Raw genomic sequence first — 15,617 nt, 5'->3', positions numbered from 1 at the left:
TCACGCATGTGCTGCCGGGAAGAGGCCGCGCGGCTTCACCGCAAGAATGACCGCCATGACGATATAGATCAGCATCGAGGCGGCCGCGCCGCCGATCATGCCAGCCTGAGCCGGCGGCACGAAGAGCGTCATCAGCTTCGGCAGCAGGAAACGGCCCATCGTATCGGTGACGCCGACCAGCAGCGCGCCGAGCAAAGCGCCCTTGATCGAGCCGATGCCGCCGATGACGATCACCACGAAGGCAAGGATCAGCACCGGCTCGCCCATGCCGACCTGCACCGACTGGATGGCGCCGACCATGGCGCCGGCAAAACCGGCCAGCGCCGCGCCGAGCGCGAAAACGACCGTGTAGAGTGTGCGGATATCGACGCCGAGCGCACCGATCATCTCGCGGTCGCTCTCGCCGGCGCGGATGCGCATGCCGAGCCGGGTCCCGGAGATCAGCACGTAAAGCCCGAAAGCGACGACCGCGCCGGCGGAGATGATCGCCAGACGGTAGACGGGATACTCCGTGCCGCCCGGCAACGGCACCGCGCCCTGCAGCAGCGGAGGAATATCGAGATACAGCGGAAACGAGCCGAACAGCCAGCGCGTGCCTTCCGAAAACATCAAGATCAGCGCGAAGGTTGCAAGCACCTGGTCGAGATGATCGCGATCATAAAGCCTGCGGATGACCACGAGCTCGACGATCGCGCCGGCGGCTGCCGCGGCGACGAGGCTCGCGACCAGACCGATCCAGAACGAACCGGTCCAGGCCGCGGCCGCCGCGCAGGCGAACGCGCCGACCATGTAGAGCGAGCCGTGAGCGAGGTTGATCAGGCCCATGACGCCGAAGATCAGCGTCAGCCCGGCGGCCATGAGGAACAACATGACGCCGAGCTGCAGGCCGTTCAGCAACTGCTCGAGAGCAAGTGCAACGGTCACGAGAAGACCTTAGATCTTGCAGTCTTTGGCATAGGCGTCGCCATGATCGGTGAAAATCTTCTCGACCGTCTTGTTGGTCAGCACGCCGTCCTGCTTCACCACTTCCGTCAGGTAGATGTCCTGGATCGGGTGCTGGTTGGTGTTGAACTTGAAGTTGCCGCGCGGCGACTGGATGTCGGCCTTCTTGAGTTCCGCACCGAAGGCATCGGCGTCCTTCACGCTCGCCTTGGCGGCGGCGGACAGGATGAGCTGCGCGGCGTCGTAGGCCTGAACGGCGTAGATCGACGGCAGACGATTATATTCCTTCCGGAAGTCGGCCAGGAACTTCTTGCTGGCCTCGTTGTCGAAATCCGGCGCCCACTGACCGGAGGCCTTGGCGCCCAGCGCGGCGTCGCCGATCGCCGGCAGAACATCCTGGCTGAAGGAGAAGCCAGGGCCCATGACCGGGACTTTCACGCCGGACTGGGCGAACTGTTTCATGAAGGCGATGCCCATGCCGCCGGGCAAGAAGACGAAGATGCCGTCGGCGCCGGAGGCGCGCATCTGGGCAATTTCGGCGGCATAGTCCGTCTGGCCGACCTGGGTATAGACTTCGGCGGCGAGTTCGCCCTTGTAGTAACGCTTGAAGCCGGTCAGCGAATCCTTGCCGGCCGGATAGTTCGGAGCGAGGATGAACATCTTCTTGTAAGAACGATTGGCGTATTCGCCCATCGCCTCATGAAGGTTGTCGTTCTGGTAGGCGGCGTTGAAATAAAGCTTGTTGCAGTTCGCACCGGCAAGTGCGGCCGGGGCCGCATTGGTCGAAACGTAGAACTTGCCCTGCGCCACCGCACTCGGAGCCACCGCCATCAGAAGGTTCGACCAGACGATGCCGGTCAGGATATCCACCTGATCGCTCTGGATCATCTTGTCGGCGATCTGTACGGCGAGTTCCGGCTTCTGCGCGTCGTCCTCGGTCACGACGGTGATGTCCTTGTTGCCGGAATTCTTGATCGCCAGCATGAAGCCGTCGCGCGTATCGATGCCGAGGCCGGCGCCACCGCCCGAAAGCGTGGTGATCATGCCGATCTTCAGCGGTTCGGCGAAAGCGAGGCCGGAGGTGCTCATGCTCAGCGCCAGCGTGGCAGCAGCAAGCATTTTCTTCATGTGACGAACTCCCGTTTGTTGTTGTGTCGTTCCCATATTTTTCATTTTCCCGACGGCGGCCAGCGATCCGCCGAAGGTTTTCATTACCTTCCACATTTGCGTGGAAACTTCCACTCTACACATGCGGCCGAATTCAACCGCAAGGAAACATGGTTACGCGGACAGTTTCCGCTTCAGCCGGAAACGCTGGATCTTGCCGGATTCGGTCTTCGGCAGGGCATCGGCGAAGACGATCGAGCGCGGATATTTGTAAGGCGCAATGACGCTCTTCACATGTTCCTGGAGCAGTTTCGCCAGTGCGTCGCAGGCGGCCGAAGGATCCACAAGAACGACATGTGCCTCGACGATCATGCCGCGGGCATCGTCCGGCACGCCGATCACGGCGCATTCCAGCACCGCTTCGTGCTTCAAAAGTGCTGCTTCCACCTCGGGCCCGGCGATGTTGTAGCCGGCGGAGATGATCATGTCGTCGGAGCGGGCGGCGAAGTGGAAATAGCCGTCTTCATCCTGCACGAAGGAATCGCCGGTGATGTTCCAGCCGCCCTTGACGTAATCCTTCTGCCGTTCGTCGGCCAAGTATCGGCAGCCGATCGGCCCCTTGACTGCCAGTCGGCCGATCGTGCCGCGCGGCACCTCGTTCATGTCGTCGTCGACGACGACCGCCTCATAGCCTCTCAGCGGCTTGCCGGTGCAGGTGGGTTTGGCATCCCCCAGATGGTTCGAAATGAAGATATGCAGCATTTCGGTGGCGCCGATGCCGTCGAGGATCGGCTTGCCGGTCTTCCTCACCCATTCCTCGAAGACGGGTCCCGGCAGGGTCTCGCCGGCGGAAACGGCGATGCGGAGCGAGGAAAGATCGGCACCGGCATCCATTGCCGCCAGCATGGCGCGATAGGCGGTGGGTGCGGTAAAGCTGATCGTCGCCTTGTAGGTCTCGATGATCTCGATCATCTTCGGCGGCGTCGCCTGTTCCAGAAGCGTCGCGGCCGCGCCGAAACGCAGCGGGAAGACCGCAAGACCACCCAGCCCAAACGTGAAGGCGAGCGGCGGCGAACCGACAAAAATGTCGTCCGGCGTCACATCCAGCACTTCCTTCGCATAGGCATCCGCGATGATCAGGATATCGCGGTGGAAATGCATGGTCGCCTTCGGGATACCGGTCGAGCCGGAGGTAAAGCCGAGCAGCGCCACGTCGTCGCGGCCGGTCTTCACGGCGTCGTAGCGCACCGGCTTGTTCAGCGCGGCACGGTCGAGTTCGGCGTCATGGTTGGCCGTGCCGTCGAAGCCGACCACCTGTTTCAGGAACCGGCTCTCCTTTGCACAGGACACGAGCTCGTCCATCAGGCGCGTATCGCAGAGCGCCATGGAAACCTCTGCCTTGTCGATGATCTTCGCAAGCTCGCCGGCCCGCAGCATCGGCATGGTGTTGACCACCACGGCGCCCGCTTTCGTCGCCGCCAGCCAGCAGGCGACCATGGCCGGGTTGTTGGCGGAGCGGATCAGCACACGGTTGCCGGCCTTCAGACCGTAATCCTCGGTCAGCGCACGGGCGATGCGGTTCGTCCAGTCGGAGAGTTCCTTGTAGGTGCGCCGGCGTCCGTTGCCGATGAGAGCGGTATGGTCGCCGAAACCTTTCTCCACCATGCGGTCGGTCAGTTCCACCGCCGCATTCATCCATTCCGGGTATTCGAAGCCGTCGAGCTTGATTTCCGGCCACTCACCGAAGGGCGGAAGATTGTCGCGGGCAAACGTATCCTGATGGCCTGACGGTCCCAGCATGTCTGAATTCCCCAATGCATTTTTATCATAGCGGCTTTTTGCCTTTCGTTCAGAAAAGCACTGCTTCCTTCCGGTTGCAAGAGAGAAATTTTAAGTTTGTAATAATCTTCTCCGCTGCCATTCCCGCACGCAAAGCGGCTTCCAAGCCGGAAGCCGGAATGCCAGTATGCGCCCAAATTCAGGAGAGCGTCGAGGGAGAAACGAAGATGCGCCATCGGATCAACGACTGGGACAATGCCTATGCCAACGGCATCAACATTCCCCAGGGCGACCGCTGGCCGGGCGCCTGGGTAGAGCCGGCGCGGCTTTATCGCGAGGAACTCGCTACGGCAGGACGCGCGAAACTCGGCCTCACTTATGGTGACAGGACGCGCAACCGCTTCGATCTTTTCCTGCCCGAATCCGCACCTTCCGGCCTCGTGGTCTTCGTGCATGGCGGTTTCTGGGTGGGGCTCGACAACAGCTACTGGTCGCATTTCGCCAACGGCGCCGTGAAGCGCGGCTACGCGGTTGCGGTGCCCGGCTATACGCTGGCACCGGAAAACCGCATTGCCGGCATTACGATCGAGGTCGGCAAGGCGATCGAGGCAGCTGCCGCAGAGGTGGGCGGGCCCATCCGGCTGATCGGCCATTCGGCCGGCGGACATCTGGTGACGCGGATGATCTGCACCACCTCGCCGCTGCCGGAAGCGGTGCGCGGCCGCATCGCCAATACCGTCTCGCTCTCCGGCCTGCACGATCTCAGGCCGCTCATCAATCTCTCCTCGAACGCCAGGATGCGGATCGACCGGGAGGAGGCGCTAGCTGAAAGCCCGGCTCTCCTGGAGCCCATGCCGAACGCGCGCGTCACCTGCTGGGTGGGGGCTGCGGAGCGTGCCGAATTCGTGCGACAGAACGCATTGCTCGCCGGCATCTGGAAGGGGCTCGGCGCAGAGACGGAAGCCGTCGAGGAGCCGGACAAGCACCACTTCAACGTGCTGGATGGCATGGCGGACCCCGACCATCCGCTGATAGATGCACTCTTCGCCTGAAATCAGAGCGAGGCGGCGGCGCGGGCGGCCTGATCATAATGGCCCGAAAGGGCGCGGAGGCGGGAGGCGATCGCCGAAAGCGTTTCGCCGGTGACCTCGGTCGCGAGCACGGACTTGACGAGCAGCGCTTCGCGCACCGCGGCATAGCGCTTGCAGGCATCGGCGCCCGCTTCCGTCACCATGACCAGCTTTTCCTTGCCGCGGCGGCCGGATTTGATGAGCTTCAGCCGTTCGAGCTTTTTCAGCGCGTAGGTGACCACATGCGTATCCTCGATATTGAGGACGAGGGCGATATCGGCAAGCGTCTTCGGCTTGTTGCGGCTGTTGATGTTGTGCAGGACGAGGATATCGATGGCCGAAAGATCCGGCACGCCAGCGGCTGCCATGCAGCGCACCATCCAGCGGCTGAAGGCGTGATTGAGCATGATCAAGCCGAACTCGATCTCCGACAGGGCCGGCAATGCGCCGCTCGCCAGGTGCCCGGAGGAAACGATCGGGCCGAATTCATTCTTCTCCGATGACATGATTTCCCTCCCGGAGCGAAAGCACCGCGGCCGGGATGACCGCGGTGCCTCTCAGATCACATCTTCCTGTAGGCGTCCAGAATGGCGGCGCCGTCAGCGCCGGCCTTCTTCGACCAGTCCTCCGTCAGCCTGGCGCCGACATCCGCAAGGCCCTTCTTGAGATCGGCGCTCGGTTCGAGAACCTGCATGCCGTTCTTCTTGAGCGTGTCCATGTAGGCGGCGGTCTTTTCCACACCGAGCCCCCAACCGCGGGTTTCGGCGGCGGCAGCGGCATCGGTGACGGCCTTCTGGACGGCCGGGTCGAGGGCGGCGAAGGCAGCCTTGTTGACGAAGACGACGTTCTTCGGGATCCAGGCCTGGGTATCGTAATAGTGGGTCAGCGATTCCCATATCTTGGAATCGACGCCCGTCGCGCTGGAGGTCATCAAGCCATCGACGACACCGGTCGCGAGCGCCTGCGGCAGTTCCGCCGCCTGAACGGTGACCGGCTGCGCGCTGACCAGCTCGGCGATGCGGGACGTGCCGACATTATAGGCGCGCCATTTCAGTCCCTTGAGATCGGCAACGCTGTTGACATCCTTCTTGGTGAAGATGCCCTGCGGCGGCCAGGGCGTCCCATAGAGGAGCTTGAGGCCCTGCGCATCGAGGGCTTTTTCGATGGCCGGCCTGGAGGCCGCCCAGAGCTTTTTCGACTGATCGAAGCTGGTCGCCAGAAAAGGCACGACGTCGATGCCGAAAACCGGGTTCTCGTTCTCGTGCAGCGAGATCAGAACCTCGCCTGCCTGTGCCTGGCCGGTCTGCACAGCGCGCTTGATGTCCGGCGCCTTGAAGAGGGAGGCGTTCGGATGAATGTTGATCTTCAGCGCCCCGTTTGTCGCGGCGTCCACGTCCGAGGCTAACTGGCTGAGATTCTGGACGTGATAATTGGCCGGCGGATAGGCCGAGGGCAGCACCCAGGCGGTCTGAGCCAGCGCGGCGCCGGCACCGGCGATCACCGCAGCGGCCGTCAGGCCGACGCGGGCAATGGCTTTGAAGTGCATGGTCATTTTTCATTCCCCTTTTCAAGACGTTATCCCGGGAATGCCATTTTCGGCAGAACCATCACGATATCCGGGAAGACCGTGATGATGGCGACCGTCGCCACAAGCAGGAAGAAGAAGGGCAGCGAGGCTTTCGCGACCGTCAGGCTGTCGCGGCCGCTCATCGTCTGCAGTACGAAGAGGTTGAAGCCGACCGGAGGGGAGACTTCCGCCATCTCGACGATCAGCACGAGGAAGATGCCGAACCAGATGAGGTCGAAACCGGCCTGCTGGATCATCGGGAGAACCACGACCGTAGTGAGCACGATCATGGAGAGCCCGTCGAGCGCTGCACCGAGTAATATATACATGACCGTCAGCACGGCAATCAGGGCGTAAGGGCTGAGATCGAAGCTGTCGACCCAGGCGGCGAGCGCGTTCGGAATGCCCGTATAGCCCATGGCGATCGACATGAAGCCGGCACCCGTCAGGATCAGCATGATCATGCAGGTGAGCCGCATGGCTCCCATGACGCTCTCCCAGAAGGCTTTCAGCGTCAGTGTCCGCGACCAGGCGGCAATCGCCAGCGACCCGAGCACACCCCACGCAGCGCATTCCGTCGCCGTCGCCCAACCGAGGAGAAGGGTCGCGAAGACCAGCACGATCAGCAGCGTGACGGGAATGAGGTTCGCCGATTCCTTGAGCTTGTTCCTGAGGCTCATCTTTGGCGGCGCCGGCGGCTGCTTGTCCGGGTTCAGCATCGACCAGACCATGATATAGCCGGAATAGAGCACCATGACGATGAGGCTCGGCAGGAAGCCTGCGAGGAAGATCTGTATGATCGAGACGTTCGCCGCGACCGCATATACGACCATGGTGATCGACGGCGGAATGAGGATGCCGAGCGTGCCGGCGCCGGCAAGCGAGCCGAGGCTCACCATCTCGTCGTAACCGCGTTTCTTGAGTTCCGGCAGGGCGATCTTCGCGATCATTGCGGTGGTGGCGGCCGAGGATCCCGAGATCGAACCAAACAGACCGCAGCCGAGCACGTTGACATGCATCAGCCGGCCGGGCAGCCAGCCGAGCCATGGCGACAGGCCGCGGAACATCTCTTCCGACAATCGGGTGCGGAACAGGATCTCGCCCATCCAGACGAAGAGCGGCAGCGCCGCGAGCGACCAGGAGGCGCCACCGCTCCAGGAATTGGTGGCAAGCACCGCGCCGATCGGGATTCCCGGCACGAAGAGCATGGCGATAAAGCCGCAAATCAAAAGCGATATGCCGATCCAGACCCCGCCGGCAAGCAGCGCCAGCAGGGCCACGAGAACGATGCCGGCGATTTCGACGAGTTCGATCGTTCCCATTCGTCAGGCCCCGCTCTGGATGGCGCGTTCGATGACTTCCTCGGCGGTTTCCGGCGCCGGCTTTTCGTAGCGCGGCGAACCGCCGAACAGCACGTGCAGCAGCTCGTCGACAAAGGCGATCGCGAGGATGATCAGACCGCCGCAGAAACCGAGCTGCGGAATCCAGAGCGGCACCGCGATGACGCCCTGCGACAGGTCGTTGAACCGGTAGGACGTGCGCGTCATGTCGAAGGCGAACCAGGCGAAATAGACGGCCGCTATCGTGCCGATCACCAGGGCAACGATCTCGACCACCTGCCGCGCCGGACCCTTGATGCGCTCGACCAGCAGGCCGACGCGGATCATCTCGCCGGAGCGGAACGTATGTGCGAGACCGAGGAAGGCGCTCGCAGCCATGCACCAGGAGGCGAAATCGTCGCCCGCCGGCACGTCGATATCGAGCGGCCTGCCGGCGGAAAGCGCCATCATGATCAGGAAGATCGCGACGAGGAAAAGCCCGGCCAACCAGCCGGAGACGAGATAGAGCCCGTCGAGCGTGCGGCGCAGCCATTCGGGAAAGATGCTGTGACGGATATCAACGGTGGACATACGAGGTCCTCCGCAACACGGAGCGGCAAAAAGTCATGGTCGGCTCCCCTCGGTTGCCGGTTATCCGGGCGAAACTCTTTCGGCTTCCTTGCCCGTTCGATGAGCATGATGCTTCAACAGGCATTTTCCTGTCAACTAATCATTGACGTTTTATCGACGAAATGTTTTCGTTAATACAAATCAGGTTTCCAAAACAGAGGCGGGACATGGCCGACAGCAAGTGGGATTTCTGGATCGATCGCGGCGGGACGTTCACCGACATCGTCGGGCGCAAACCGGATGGATCGCTGATCGCTCACAAGGTTCTTTCGGAAAATCCGGAAGCCTATCGAGACGCAGCCGTGCAGGGAATCCGCGAACTTCTCGGCGTCACGGCCGGCACACCGATCCCCTCGCATACGATCGGCGCTGTGAAGATGGGCACCACCGTCGCCACCAACGCGCTGTTGGAACGCAAGGGCGAGCGCACGCTGCTCGTCACCACGCGCGGTTTCCGTGACGCTCTGGCGATCGGCTACCAGGCCCGTGCCGACATTTTTGCGAAGAAGATCATCAAACCGGAACTGCTCTACAGCGCCGTGGTCGAGGTGAATGAGCGCGTGCGTGCCGACGGCATGGTGGAAGCCTCGCCGGACGAAGCAGCGATCCGCCCGGAACTGCAGGCGCAGTTCGATGCGGGCTTCCGCGCCGTCGCGATCGTCTTCATGCACGCCTATCGTTACCCGGCTCACGAACAGCTCGTTGCGCGGATCGCCCGCGAGATCGGTTTTACGCAAATCTCCGTCAGCCACGAGGTTTCGCCGCTGATCAAGCTAGTCGGACGCGGCGATACGACCGTCGTCGACGCCTATCTTTCGCCGATCCTGCGCCGCTACGTAGAGCAAGTCGCCGAGGAGCTTGGCGCCGACGGGGAGAACGGGCCGCAACTGATGTTCATGCAGTCTTCAGGCGGCCTCACCGCAGCGCGGCTCTTCCAGGGCAAGGACGCGATCCTCTCGGGGCCGGCCGGCGGCGTGGTCGGTGCGGTGGAAACCTCAAGGCTTGCAGGCTTCGACCGGATGATCGGCTTCGACATGGGCGGCACCTCCACCGACGTCTCCCATTACGACGGCGAGCTGGAACGCTCCTTCGAGACGGAAGTGGCCGGCGTGCGCATGCGCGCGCCGATGATGTCCATCCATACGGTGGCGGCAGGCGGAGGCTCTATCCTGCATTTCGAGAACGGCCGTTTCCGCGTCGGCCCGGATTCGGCGGGCGCCAATCCAGGTCCGAAGGCCTATCGCCGCGGCGGGCCGCTGACGGTCACCGACGCGAATGTCATGCTCGGCAAGCTCGCGCCGAAACTCTTCCCGGCCATCTTCGGGCCGAACCGCGACCAGCCGCTCGACGCGGATGCGGTACGCGCCGCCTTCGAGGCGATGGCTGAGGTGATCGGCGACGGCCGCACGCCGGAGGAGGTGGCCGACGGCTTCCTCGCCATCGCCGTCGAGAACATGGCCAATGCGGTGAAGAAGATCAGCGTTCAGCGCGGCTACGACGTCACCCATTACGTGCTGACCTGCTTCGGCGGCGCCGGCGGCCAGCATGCCTGCCTGACAGCCGACGCGCTCGGCATCTCGACCGTGCTGATCCACCCCTTCTCCGGCATCCTTTCCGCCTACGGCATGGGACTTGCCGACATCCGCGCCACCCGCCAGCGCACGGTTTCCGAAGGCCTTGCTTCAGCACTCCGATCGCTTGGTCCGATCCGTGACGAGCTGACGGCCAGCGTTATCGAGGAAATGGCATCACAGGGCGTTTCCGAGGCCGAGACCGATGTGCTGCACCGTGCCCATCTACGATACCAGGGCACGGATACGACTTTGCCTGTAGCTTTGAGCGATACGGCCGAGATGACGTCCGCCTTCGAGACGGCACATAAAAAGCAGTTCGGCTTCATCTTCGAAAACCGCGAGATCATCTTCGAAGCCTATGAGGTCGAGGCGATCGGCGGCGGCGCCGATTCAGACGAGCCGGAATTCCCGCTCGACACCTCTGAACCGACGATCGCCGAGGAAACGAAATTCTTCTCCGGCGGCGCATGGCGCGAGGCGCCGGTCTACCGCCGCGCCGACATCAAGCCCGGCACCAGGGCGAACGGTCCCTGCCTGATCGTCGAGCCGCACCAGACGATCGTCGTGGAAGACGGCTGGGCCTTCGAGATCACCGGGCTCAATCATGTCGTGCTGAAGCGTATCACCGAGCTTTCCCGCGCCAGGCCGATCGGCACGCAGGCCGATCCCGTGCTGCTCGAAGTCTTCAACAACCTCTTCATGTCGATCGCCGAGCAGATGGGTGTCACGCTGCAGAACACCGCTTCTTCAGTGAATATCAAGGAACGGCTCGACTTCTCCTGCGCCGTCTTCGACGAGAACGGCGCTCTGGTGGCGAACGCCCCCCATATGCCGGTGCATCTCGGCTCGATGGACCGCTCGGTCGAGACGGTGATCGCCGCCAACAAGGGTAAGGTCCGCCCTGGAGACGTCTTTGCCCTGAATGCGCCCTATAACGGCGGCACCCACCTGCCGGACATTACCGTCGTTACACCTGTGTTCGATGACAAGGGCGAAAAAATCCTCTTCTATGTCGCCTCACGCGGCCATCATGCGGATGTCGGCGGCACCGCTCCGGGCTCGATGACCCCGCTTGCGACGACCGTCGACGAGGAAGGCGTTCTCTTCGACAACGTGCTGCTCGTCGATCGCGGCCGTTTCGATGAGGCAGGCATCACCAGGCTTCTGTCCGAGCACCCCTACCCCGCCCGCAACGTCGCCCAGAACGTCGCGGACCTGCGTGCCCAGATCGCCGCCAACGAGAAGGGCGTCCACGAGATGCGCAAGATGATCGCGCAGTTCGGCCTCGACGTGGTGCAGGCCTATATGGGCCATGTGCAGGACAATGCCGAGGAGAGCGTTCGCCGCGTCATCGCGAAACTGGACGATGCCGAATTCTCCTATTCGACCGACCAGGGCAGCGTGATCCAGGTGAAGATCACCGTCGACAAGGAAAAGCGCGAGGCCGTGGTCGACTTCACGGGCACGAGCCCACAGCAGAAGAACAATTTCAACGCCCCCGAGCCGGTGACGCGCGCGGCCGTGCTCTATGTCTTCCGCGTCATGGTCGAAAGCTCGATCCCGATGAATGCAGGCTGCCTCAGGCCGATCAAGATCGTCGTGCCGGATGGCTCGATGCTGAAGCCGCAATATCCGGCCGCCGTCGTCGCCGGCAATGTGGAGACCAGCCAGCACGTCACCAACGCGCTCTTCGGTGCTCTAGGCGCGCTGCCAGCAAGCCAGGGCACGATGAACAATCTCACCTTCGGCAACGCGACCTACCAGTATTACGAAACGCTGTGTTCGGGCTCGCCGGCCGGTGTCTTCAACGACGGGACGGGTTTTGCCGGCACGGATGCGGTGCATGTCCACATGACCAATTCGCGCCTCACCGATCCGGAAATCCTGGAGACGCGCTACCCGGTGCTGCTCGAAGACTTCCACATCCGCGAAAATTCCGGCGGTAGGGGCAAGTTCACTGCCGGCAGCGGCACGACACGCACCATCCGTTTCCTGGAAAGGATGGATTGCGCCATCCTCTCCTCGCACCGGACGATCCGGCCGCACGGGCTTGCCGGCGGCGAGGCGGGAGAACTCGGCAGAACAGCCGTGCGCCGCCTCGACGGGACGTCGGAGGAGCTTGGCGGCTGTGCGCAGACCGTCATAGAGGCCGGTGAAGCCGTGACGGTGATCACGCCGACTGCCGGAGGCTATGGCAAAGCGCACTGATCTGCCGTAACCGGAGATCATGACGAAGCAAGTTGCGATCATCGGCGGCGGACCGGCGGGGCTCATGGCGGCGGAAGTGCTTTCCGCTGCCGGCTCCTCCGTCACCGTCTATGAGGCCATGCCGACCTTCGGGCGGAAATTTCTGCTCGCCGGCAAGTCCGGGCTCAACATCACCCATTCGGAAGAATTCTCAAAGTTTGCCAAACGTTTCGGTCCGGCATCCGCGCGGCTGCGCCCGGCGCTCGATGCGTTCACGCCGGACGACGTGCGCGCGTGGGCGGCGGGGCTCGGTACGGAAACCTTCGTCGGCACATCGGGCCGCGTCTTTCCCAAAGTCATGAAGGCTTCACCGCTGCTTCGCGCCTGGCTGCGCCGGCTGGAAGCACAGGGCGTGACGTTGAAAACGCGTCATCGCTGGACGGGCTTTGCAGAAGACGGTTACCGCGTCGAAACGCCGGAAGGCGAAATCACCGTCCGGCCGGATGCGGTGCTGCTGGCGCTCGGCGGCGCAAGCTGGCCACGGCTCGGATCGGATGCCGCCTGGGTGCCGTGGCTCACGGAGAAGGACGTCGCGATCAGTGATCTCCGGCCGGCCAATTGCGGTTTCGACGTCGCCTGGAGCGAAACGTTTCGCGAACGCTTCGCCGGCGAGCCGTTGAAATCGGTCTCGGCGACATCCGACGCCGGAACTTATCAGGGTGAATTCGTGATTTCGACACACGGGATCGAAGGCAGCCTCGTCTATGCCCATTCCGCCGCCCTGCGCGACAGGCTCCGCCGCGACGGTGCGGCAAACCTTGTCGTAGACCTGATTCCGGGGCGCACCATAGAGCGTCTGGCTCGCGATCTGGCGCGGCAGGATGCCAAGGCGAGCTTCTCCAACCGGCTGCGCAAGGGTGCCGGACTGGAAGGCGTGAAGGCCGCCCTGCTGCGCGAACTTGTCCCCGACGCCAGCCGCATGGCGCCGGAGGGATTGTCCGGTCTCATCAAGGCCCTGCCGATCCCGCTCATCCGTCCCCGGCCGATCGCAGAAGCCATCTCGTCGGCCGGCGGAATCGCCTGGGACGCGGTTGACGAGAGCTACATGTTGAAGCCCATTCCGGGCCTCTTTGCCGCCGGCGAGATGCTGGACTGGGAGGCGCCGACGGGCGGCTATCTGCTGACCGCCTGCTTCGCCACCGGCCGCGCTGCGGCAAAGGGTATCGAAGCCTGGTTCAGCGCCGGATAGGACTCGCTTCAGCGGTCGATTTGCGATTTCTTTCCCTCTCACCGGCATTGTTCCGGATCAAGGCCGAATGGCTTGATTCGCGCAGAACCCCGGGAGGAAAGGCCCTCCATGACCAGAGCAAGACGCAGACGCATCATCCGCACGCGAAGGACCGTCACGGGCCTGACGCTCGTTGCCGCGATCTCCTTCGTGGCCGGGATGACGGATGCGGTCGGCCTCCTGCTTTCCGGCGACTTCGTTTCCTTCATGACCGGCAACACGACGCGCGCGGCCCTCTCCTTCGCAGACGGCAATTATACGCACGCGCTGATACTCTTCTCAGCGCTCTGGGTCTTCATCCTTGGCAATGCGCTCGGCATCGTGCTCGCCCATACGGTTTCGGCAAGACGCACCTTCGTGGTCCTCGCCGGCGTGTCCATTCTGCTTGCGGCCGCCTCGATCGTTCCGGACGAAACCTACCCGCGGCTGCAGTTCTATCTCATCGTGCTGTCGATGGGGATGATCAACGCGACCGTCGAGCATATCGAGGGCCTGCCGATCGGGCTTACCTATGTTACCGGCGCGCTCTCCCGGTTCGGCCGAGGCATCGGACGCTGGCTCGTCGGCGACCGCAATCCGACCGGCTGGCTTATTCAGACCATTCCCTGGACGGGCATGGCATGCGGCGCCGTCACCGGCGCTTTCCTGACGAAATATGCAGGCAGCGATGCGCTCTGGTTCGTATCCGTCCTGGCTCTCGCGGTGGCCTTGGCGACGGCGATGCTGCCGCGCCCGCTGCATCTGCATTTCCAGCAGCCGATCACACCCGCGCGGCGCCGCGCCTAATCGTTCCGGAAGTATCATGTTCCTGGTTTCCAAGCTCTTTTGGGTTTTCGCTCAGCCGCTTTCCGCCGCCTTTCTCCTCTGCGCCCTCGCTGCGTTTCTCGTTTTCGCAGGCTGGCGCAGGTTCGGCGGTCTCTCCGCGCTGATGGCTGCCCTGATCCTCTTCGTGACCCTTTTCACCACGACCGGCACGGTCGCGCTGCAGGTGCTGGAGGCCCGCTTTCCCAAGCCCGCCGAAGACCCGCAGGCGCTTTCCTGCATGATCGTGCTCGGGGGCGCGCTGGACAATGAGATCAACACGGCACGCGGCGGCATCGAGCTCAACCAGGCGGCGGACCGGTTCGTCGAAGCCCTGCGGCTCGCCCGCAATCATCCGCAAGCGCGCATCCTGATCTCCGGCGGCGACGGCTCGATCAGCGGCGGCTACGAAGGAGAGGCGCAGGCCGCGGAACGGCTTTTTTCCGCCTTCGGCATCTCGCCGGATCGCCTCGTCAAGGAGAATGCTTCCCGGACAACCTATGAGAACACGGTCAATACTGCCGAGCTTCTGAAAGACCAGGGGCTCGAAAACTGCCTGCTGATCACGTCCGCCTATCACATGCCGCGCGCGATCGGCCTGTTCAGGACGGCAGGAATGACCGTCACGCCCTGGCCGGTCGACTATCGGACGAGCGGCATCGTCGGCCCGTCGCTCGACTTCACCCAGCCCGCGCTCAACGCCCAGATCACCACCACCGCGGTGCGCGAATGGATGAGCCTCGTGGCCTATCGTCTCGCCGGGCGCATCGGCGACATCTTTCCGAAGTGACTATTTCTTGGAAATGGTGAGGAAGCGGCCGCCCCGCACGCGCACGCGCATCTCACAGGGTTCGGCATCGGTGCGCTCGCAGTAGCGCGGATGCATCTTCAGGAGGAAGACCATGTTGCCGAAATACTTGACGAAATCGTAGCCATAGAGCTGCGCGGTGGCGATCATGAAATAGCCGCCCTCCTTGGCCTGGAGGTAGAAATTATAGGGGCAGCCATCATTGTTGCAGGCCGGTCCCCTGACGCCGTCGCAGGTCAGTTCGCCGTGGTTGGAGACCGCATCGACGATGCCGTCGTTGTTGATGTCGAAACGGGTGATGAAACCGGGTCCGAAATCCGCCGTCTTGCACTCCGTGCGGAAGTGATCCTTCTCGTAAATCTCCGGATCGGAGATGAGCTGCTGCTGCGCGAAGGCAAGCGCCGGCGCAACGGTCAGCGCCATCATCTGCACCAACACGATCAAGAGCTTCTTCACGGCTGCACCCCGGTAAATTCACCTGTTCACGGCATGCGCTCGCGGATGACGAGCGCGATCATCGGCGGCTATGCTACGCCCAAGCACTT

Annotated in this window: 13 protein-coding genes; 5 read left to right on the top strand and 8 right to left on the bottom strand. The window is 63.0% G+C overall.

Annotated features, from left to right (window positions below):
- From ACMGE0_RS15515 to ACMGE0_RS15505, 3 genes are all read right to left on the bottom strand, one after another.
- Entirely contained in the window at positions 1-924 is a 924-nt protein-coding gene (locus tag ACMGE0_RS15515) for a branched-chain amino acid ABC transporter permease (RefSeq protein ID WP_436816772.1), read from the bottom strand.
- Between the two features lie 9 nt (positions 925-933).
- Positions 934-2,070, bottom strand: coding sequence for an ABC transporter substrate-binding protein (locus tag ACMGE0_RS15510; protein WP_436816771.1), 1,137 nt, complete (start codon positions 2,068-2,070; stop codon positions 934-936).
- A gap of 153 nt (positions 2,071-2,223) precedes the next feature.
- Entirely contained in the window at positions 2,224-3,849 is a 1,626-nt protein-coding gene (locus ACMGE0_RS15505; protein WP_436816770.1) for an AMP-binding protein, read from the bottom strand.
- A 206-nt stretch (positions 3,850-4,055) separates the two neighbouring features.
- On the opposite strand from ACMGE0_RS15505, the gene ACMGE0_RS15500 reads away from it, so the two are divergent.
- A complete protein-coding gene (locus tag ACMGE0_RS15500) occupies positions 4,056-4,880 on the top strand; it encodes a hormone-sensitive lipase (protein WP_436816769.1) in 825 nt (274 codons plus the stop codon).
- Between the two features lie 2 nt (positions 4,881-4,882).
- On the opposite strand, the gene ACMGE0_RS15495 is transcribed toward ACMGE0_RS15500, so the two are convergent.
- From ACMGE0_RS15495 to ACMGE0_RS15480, 4 genes are read right to left on the bottom strand one after another with little or no spacing between them, the layout of a single operon-like run.
- Positions 4,883-5,404, bottom strand: a complete 522-nt coding sequence (locus tag ACMGE0_RS15495) for a winged helix DNA-binding protein (RefSeq protein ID WP_436816768.1) — start codon at positions 5,402-5,404, stop codon at positions 4,883-4,885.
- A 56-nt stretch (positions 5,405-5,460) separates the two neighbouring features.
- Positions 5,461-6,450, bottom strand: a complete 990-nt coding sequence (locus ACMGE0_RS15490) for a TRAP transporter substrate-binding protein (protein WP_436816767.1) — start codon at positions 6,448-6,450, stop codon at positions 5,461-5,463.
- Positions 6,451-6,473: 23 nt separating this feature from the next.
- Positions 6,474-7,787: a TRAP transporter large permease gene (locus tag ACMGE0_RS15485; RefSeq protein WP_436816766.1), complete on the bottom strand. Its 1,314-nt coding sequence runs from the start codon at positions 7,785-7,787 to the stop codon at positions 6,474-6,476.
- Between the two features lie 3 nt (positions 7,788-7,790).
- Positions 7,791-8,375 (bottom strand): TRAP transporter small permease, encoded by a 585-nt coding sequence (locus ACMGE0_RS15480; protein WP_436816765.1) that lies wholly within the window; start codon positions 8,373-8,375, stop codon positions 7,791-7,793.
- Positions 8,376-8,581: 206 nt separating this feature from the next.
- Between ACMGE0_RS15480 and ACMGE0_RS15475 the strand changes: the two genes are divergently transcribed.
- The 4 genes from ACMGE0_RS15475 (at position 8,582) to ACMGE0_RS15460 (ending at position 15,054) form a co-directional block, all read left to right on the top strand.
- A complete protein-coding gene (locus ACMGE0_RS15475) occupies positions 8,582-12,196 on the top strand; it encodes a hydantoinase B/oxoprolinase family protein (RefSeq protein ID WP_436816764.1) in 3,615 nt (1,204 codons plus the stop codon).
- Positions 12,197-12,215: 19 nt separating this feature from the next.
- Entirely contained in the window at positions 12,216-13,424 is a 1,209-nt protein-coding gene (locus tag ACMGE0_RS15470; protein WP_436816763.1) for a TIGR03862 family flavoprotein, read from the top strand.
- A gap of 108 nt (positions 13,425-13,532) precedes the next feature.
- On the top strand, positions 13,533-14,249 hold the full coding sequence (locus ACMGE0_RS15465; RefSeq protein WP_436816762.1) for a YoaK family protein: 717 nt from the start codon (positions 13,533-13,535) through the stop codon (positions 14,247-14,249).
- A 16-nt stretch (positions 14,250-14,265) separates the two neighbouring features.
- Positions 14,266-15,054 (top strand): YdcF family protein, encoded by a 789-nt coding sequence (locus ACMGE0_RS15460; protein ID WP_436816761.1) that lies wholly within the window; start codon positions 14,266-14,268, stop codon positions 15,052-15,054.
- Here the strand turns inward: ACMGE0_RS15460 and ACMGE0_RS15455 are convergent, their stop codons facing one another.
- Positions 15,055-15,498 (bottom strand): hypothetical protein, encoded by a 444-nt coding sequence (locus ACMGE0_RS15455; RefSeq protein ID WP_436816999.1) that lies wholly within the window; start codon positions 15,496-15,498, stop codon positions 15,055-15,057.
- Between the last annotated feature and the right edge of the window lie 119 nt (positions 15,499-15,617).

The organism is Neorhizobium descurainiae (assembly GCF_051400715.1).
Classification (GTDB): domain Bacteria; phylum Pseudomonadota; class Alphaproteobacteria; order Rhizobiales; family Rhizobiaceae; genus Neorhizobium.
This window is presented reverse-complemented; position numbering and strand designations above follow the sequence as displayed.

What these genes read in the sequence shown, in the direction of transcription:
- ACMGE0_RS15495 (WP_436816768.1), bottom strand. Translation starts at nt 5,404, where the DNA reads ATGTCATCGGAGAAGAATGAATTCGGCCCGATCGTTTCCTCCGGGCAC.
- ACMGE0_RS15505 (WP_436816770.1), bottom strand. Translation starts at nt 3,849, where the DNA reads ATGCTGGGACCGTCAGGCCATCAGGATACGTTTGCCCGCGACAATCTT.
- ACMGE0_RS15470 (WP_436816763.1), top strand. Translation starts at nt 12,216, where the DNA reads ATGACGAAGCAAGTTGCGATCATCGGCGGCGGACCGGCGGGGCTCATG.
- ACMGE0_RS15460 (WP_436816761.1), top strand. Translation starts at nt 14,266, where the DNA reads ATGTTCCTGGTTTCCAAGCTCTTTTGGGTTTTCGCTCAGCCGCTTTCC.
- ACMGE0_RS15490 (WP_436816767.1), bottom strand. Translation starts at nt 6,450, where the DNA reads ATGACCATGCACTTCAAAGCCATTGCCCGCGTCGGCCTGACGGCCGCT.
- ACMGE0_RS15475 (WP_436816764.1), top strand. Translation starts at nt 8,582, where the DNA reads ATGGCCGACAGCAAGTGGGATTTCTGGATCGATCGCGGCGGGACGTTC.
- ACMGE0_RS15500 (WP_436816769.1), top strand. Translation starts at nt 4,056, where the DNA reads ATGCGCCATCGGATCAACGACTGGGACAATGCCTATGCCAACGGCATC.
- ACMGE0_RS15455 (WP_436816999.1), bottom strand. Translation starts at nt 15,498, where the DNA reads ATGATGGCGCTGACCGTTGCGCCGGCGCTTGCCTTCGCGCAGCAGCAG.
- ACMGE0_RS15510 (WP_436816771.1), bottom strand. Translation starts at nt 2,070, where the DNA reads ATGAAGAAAATGCTTGCTGCTGCCACGCTGGCGCTGAGCATGAGCACC.
- ACMGE0_RS15465 (WP_436816762.1), top strand. Translation starts at nt 13,533, where the DNA reads ATGACCAGAGCAAGACGCAGACGCATCATCCGCACGCGAAGGACCGTC.
- ACMGE0_RS15480 (WP_436816765.1), bottom strand. Translation starts at nt 8,375, where the DNA reads ATGTCCACCGTTGATATCCGTCACAGCATCTTTCCCGAATGGCTGCGC.
- ACMGE0_RS15485 (WP_436816766.1), bottom strand. Translation starts at nt 7,787, where the DNA reads ATGGGAACGATCGAACTCGTCGAAATCGCCGGCATCGTTCTCGTGGCC.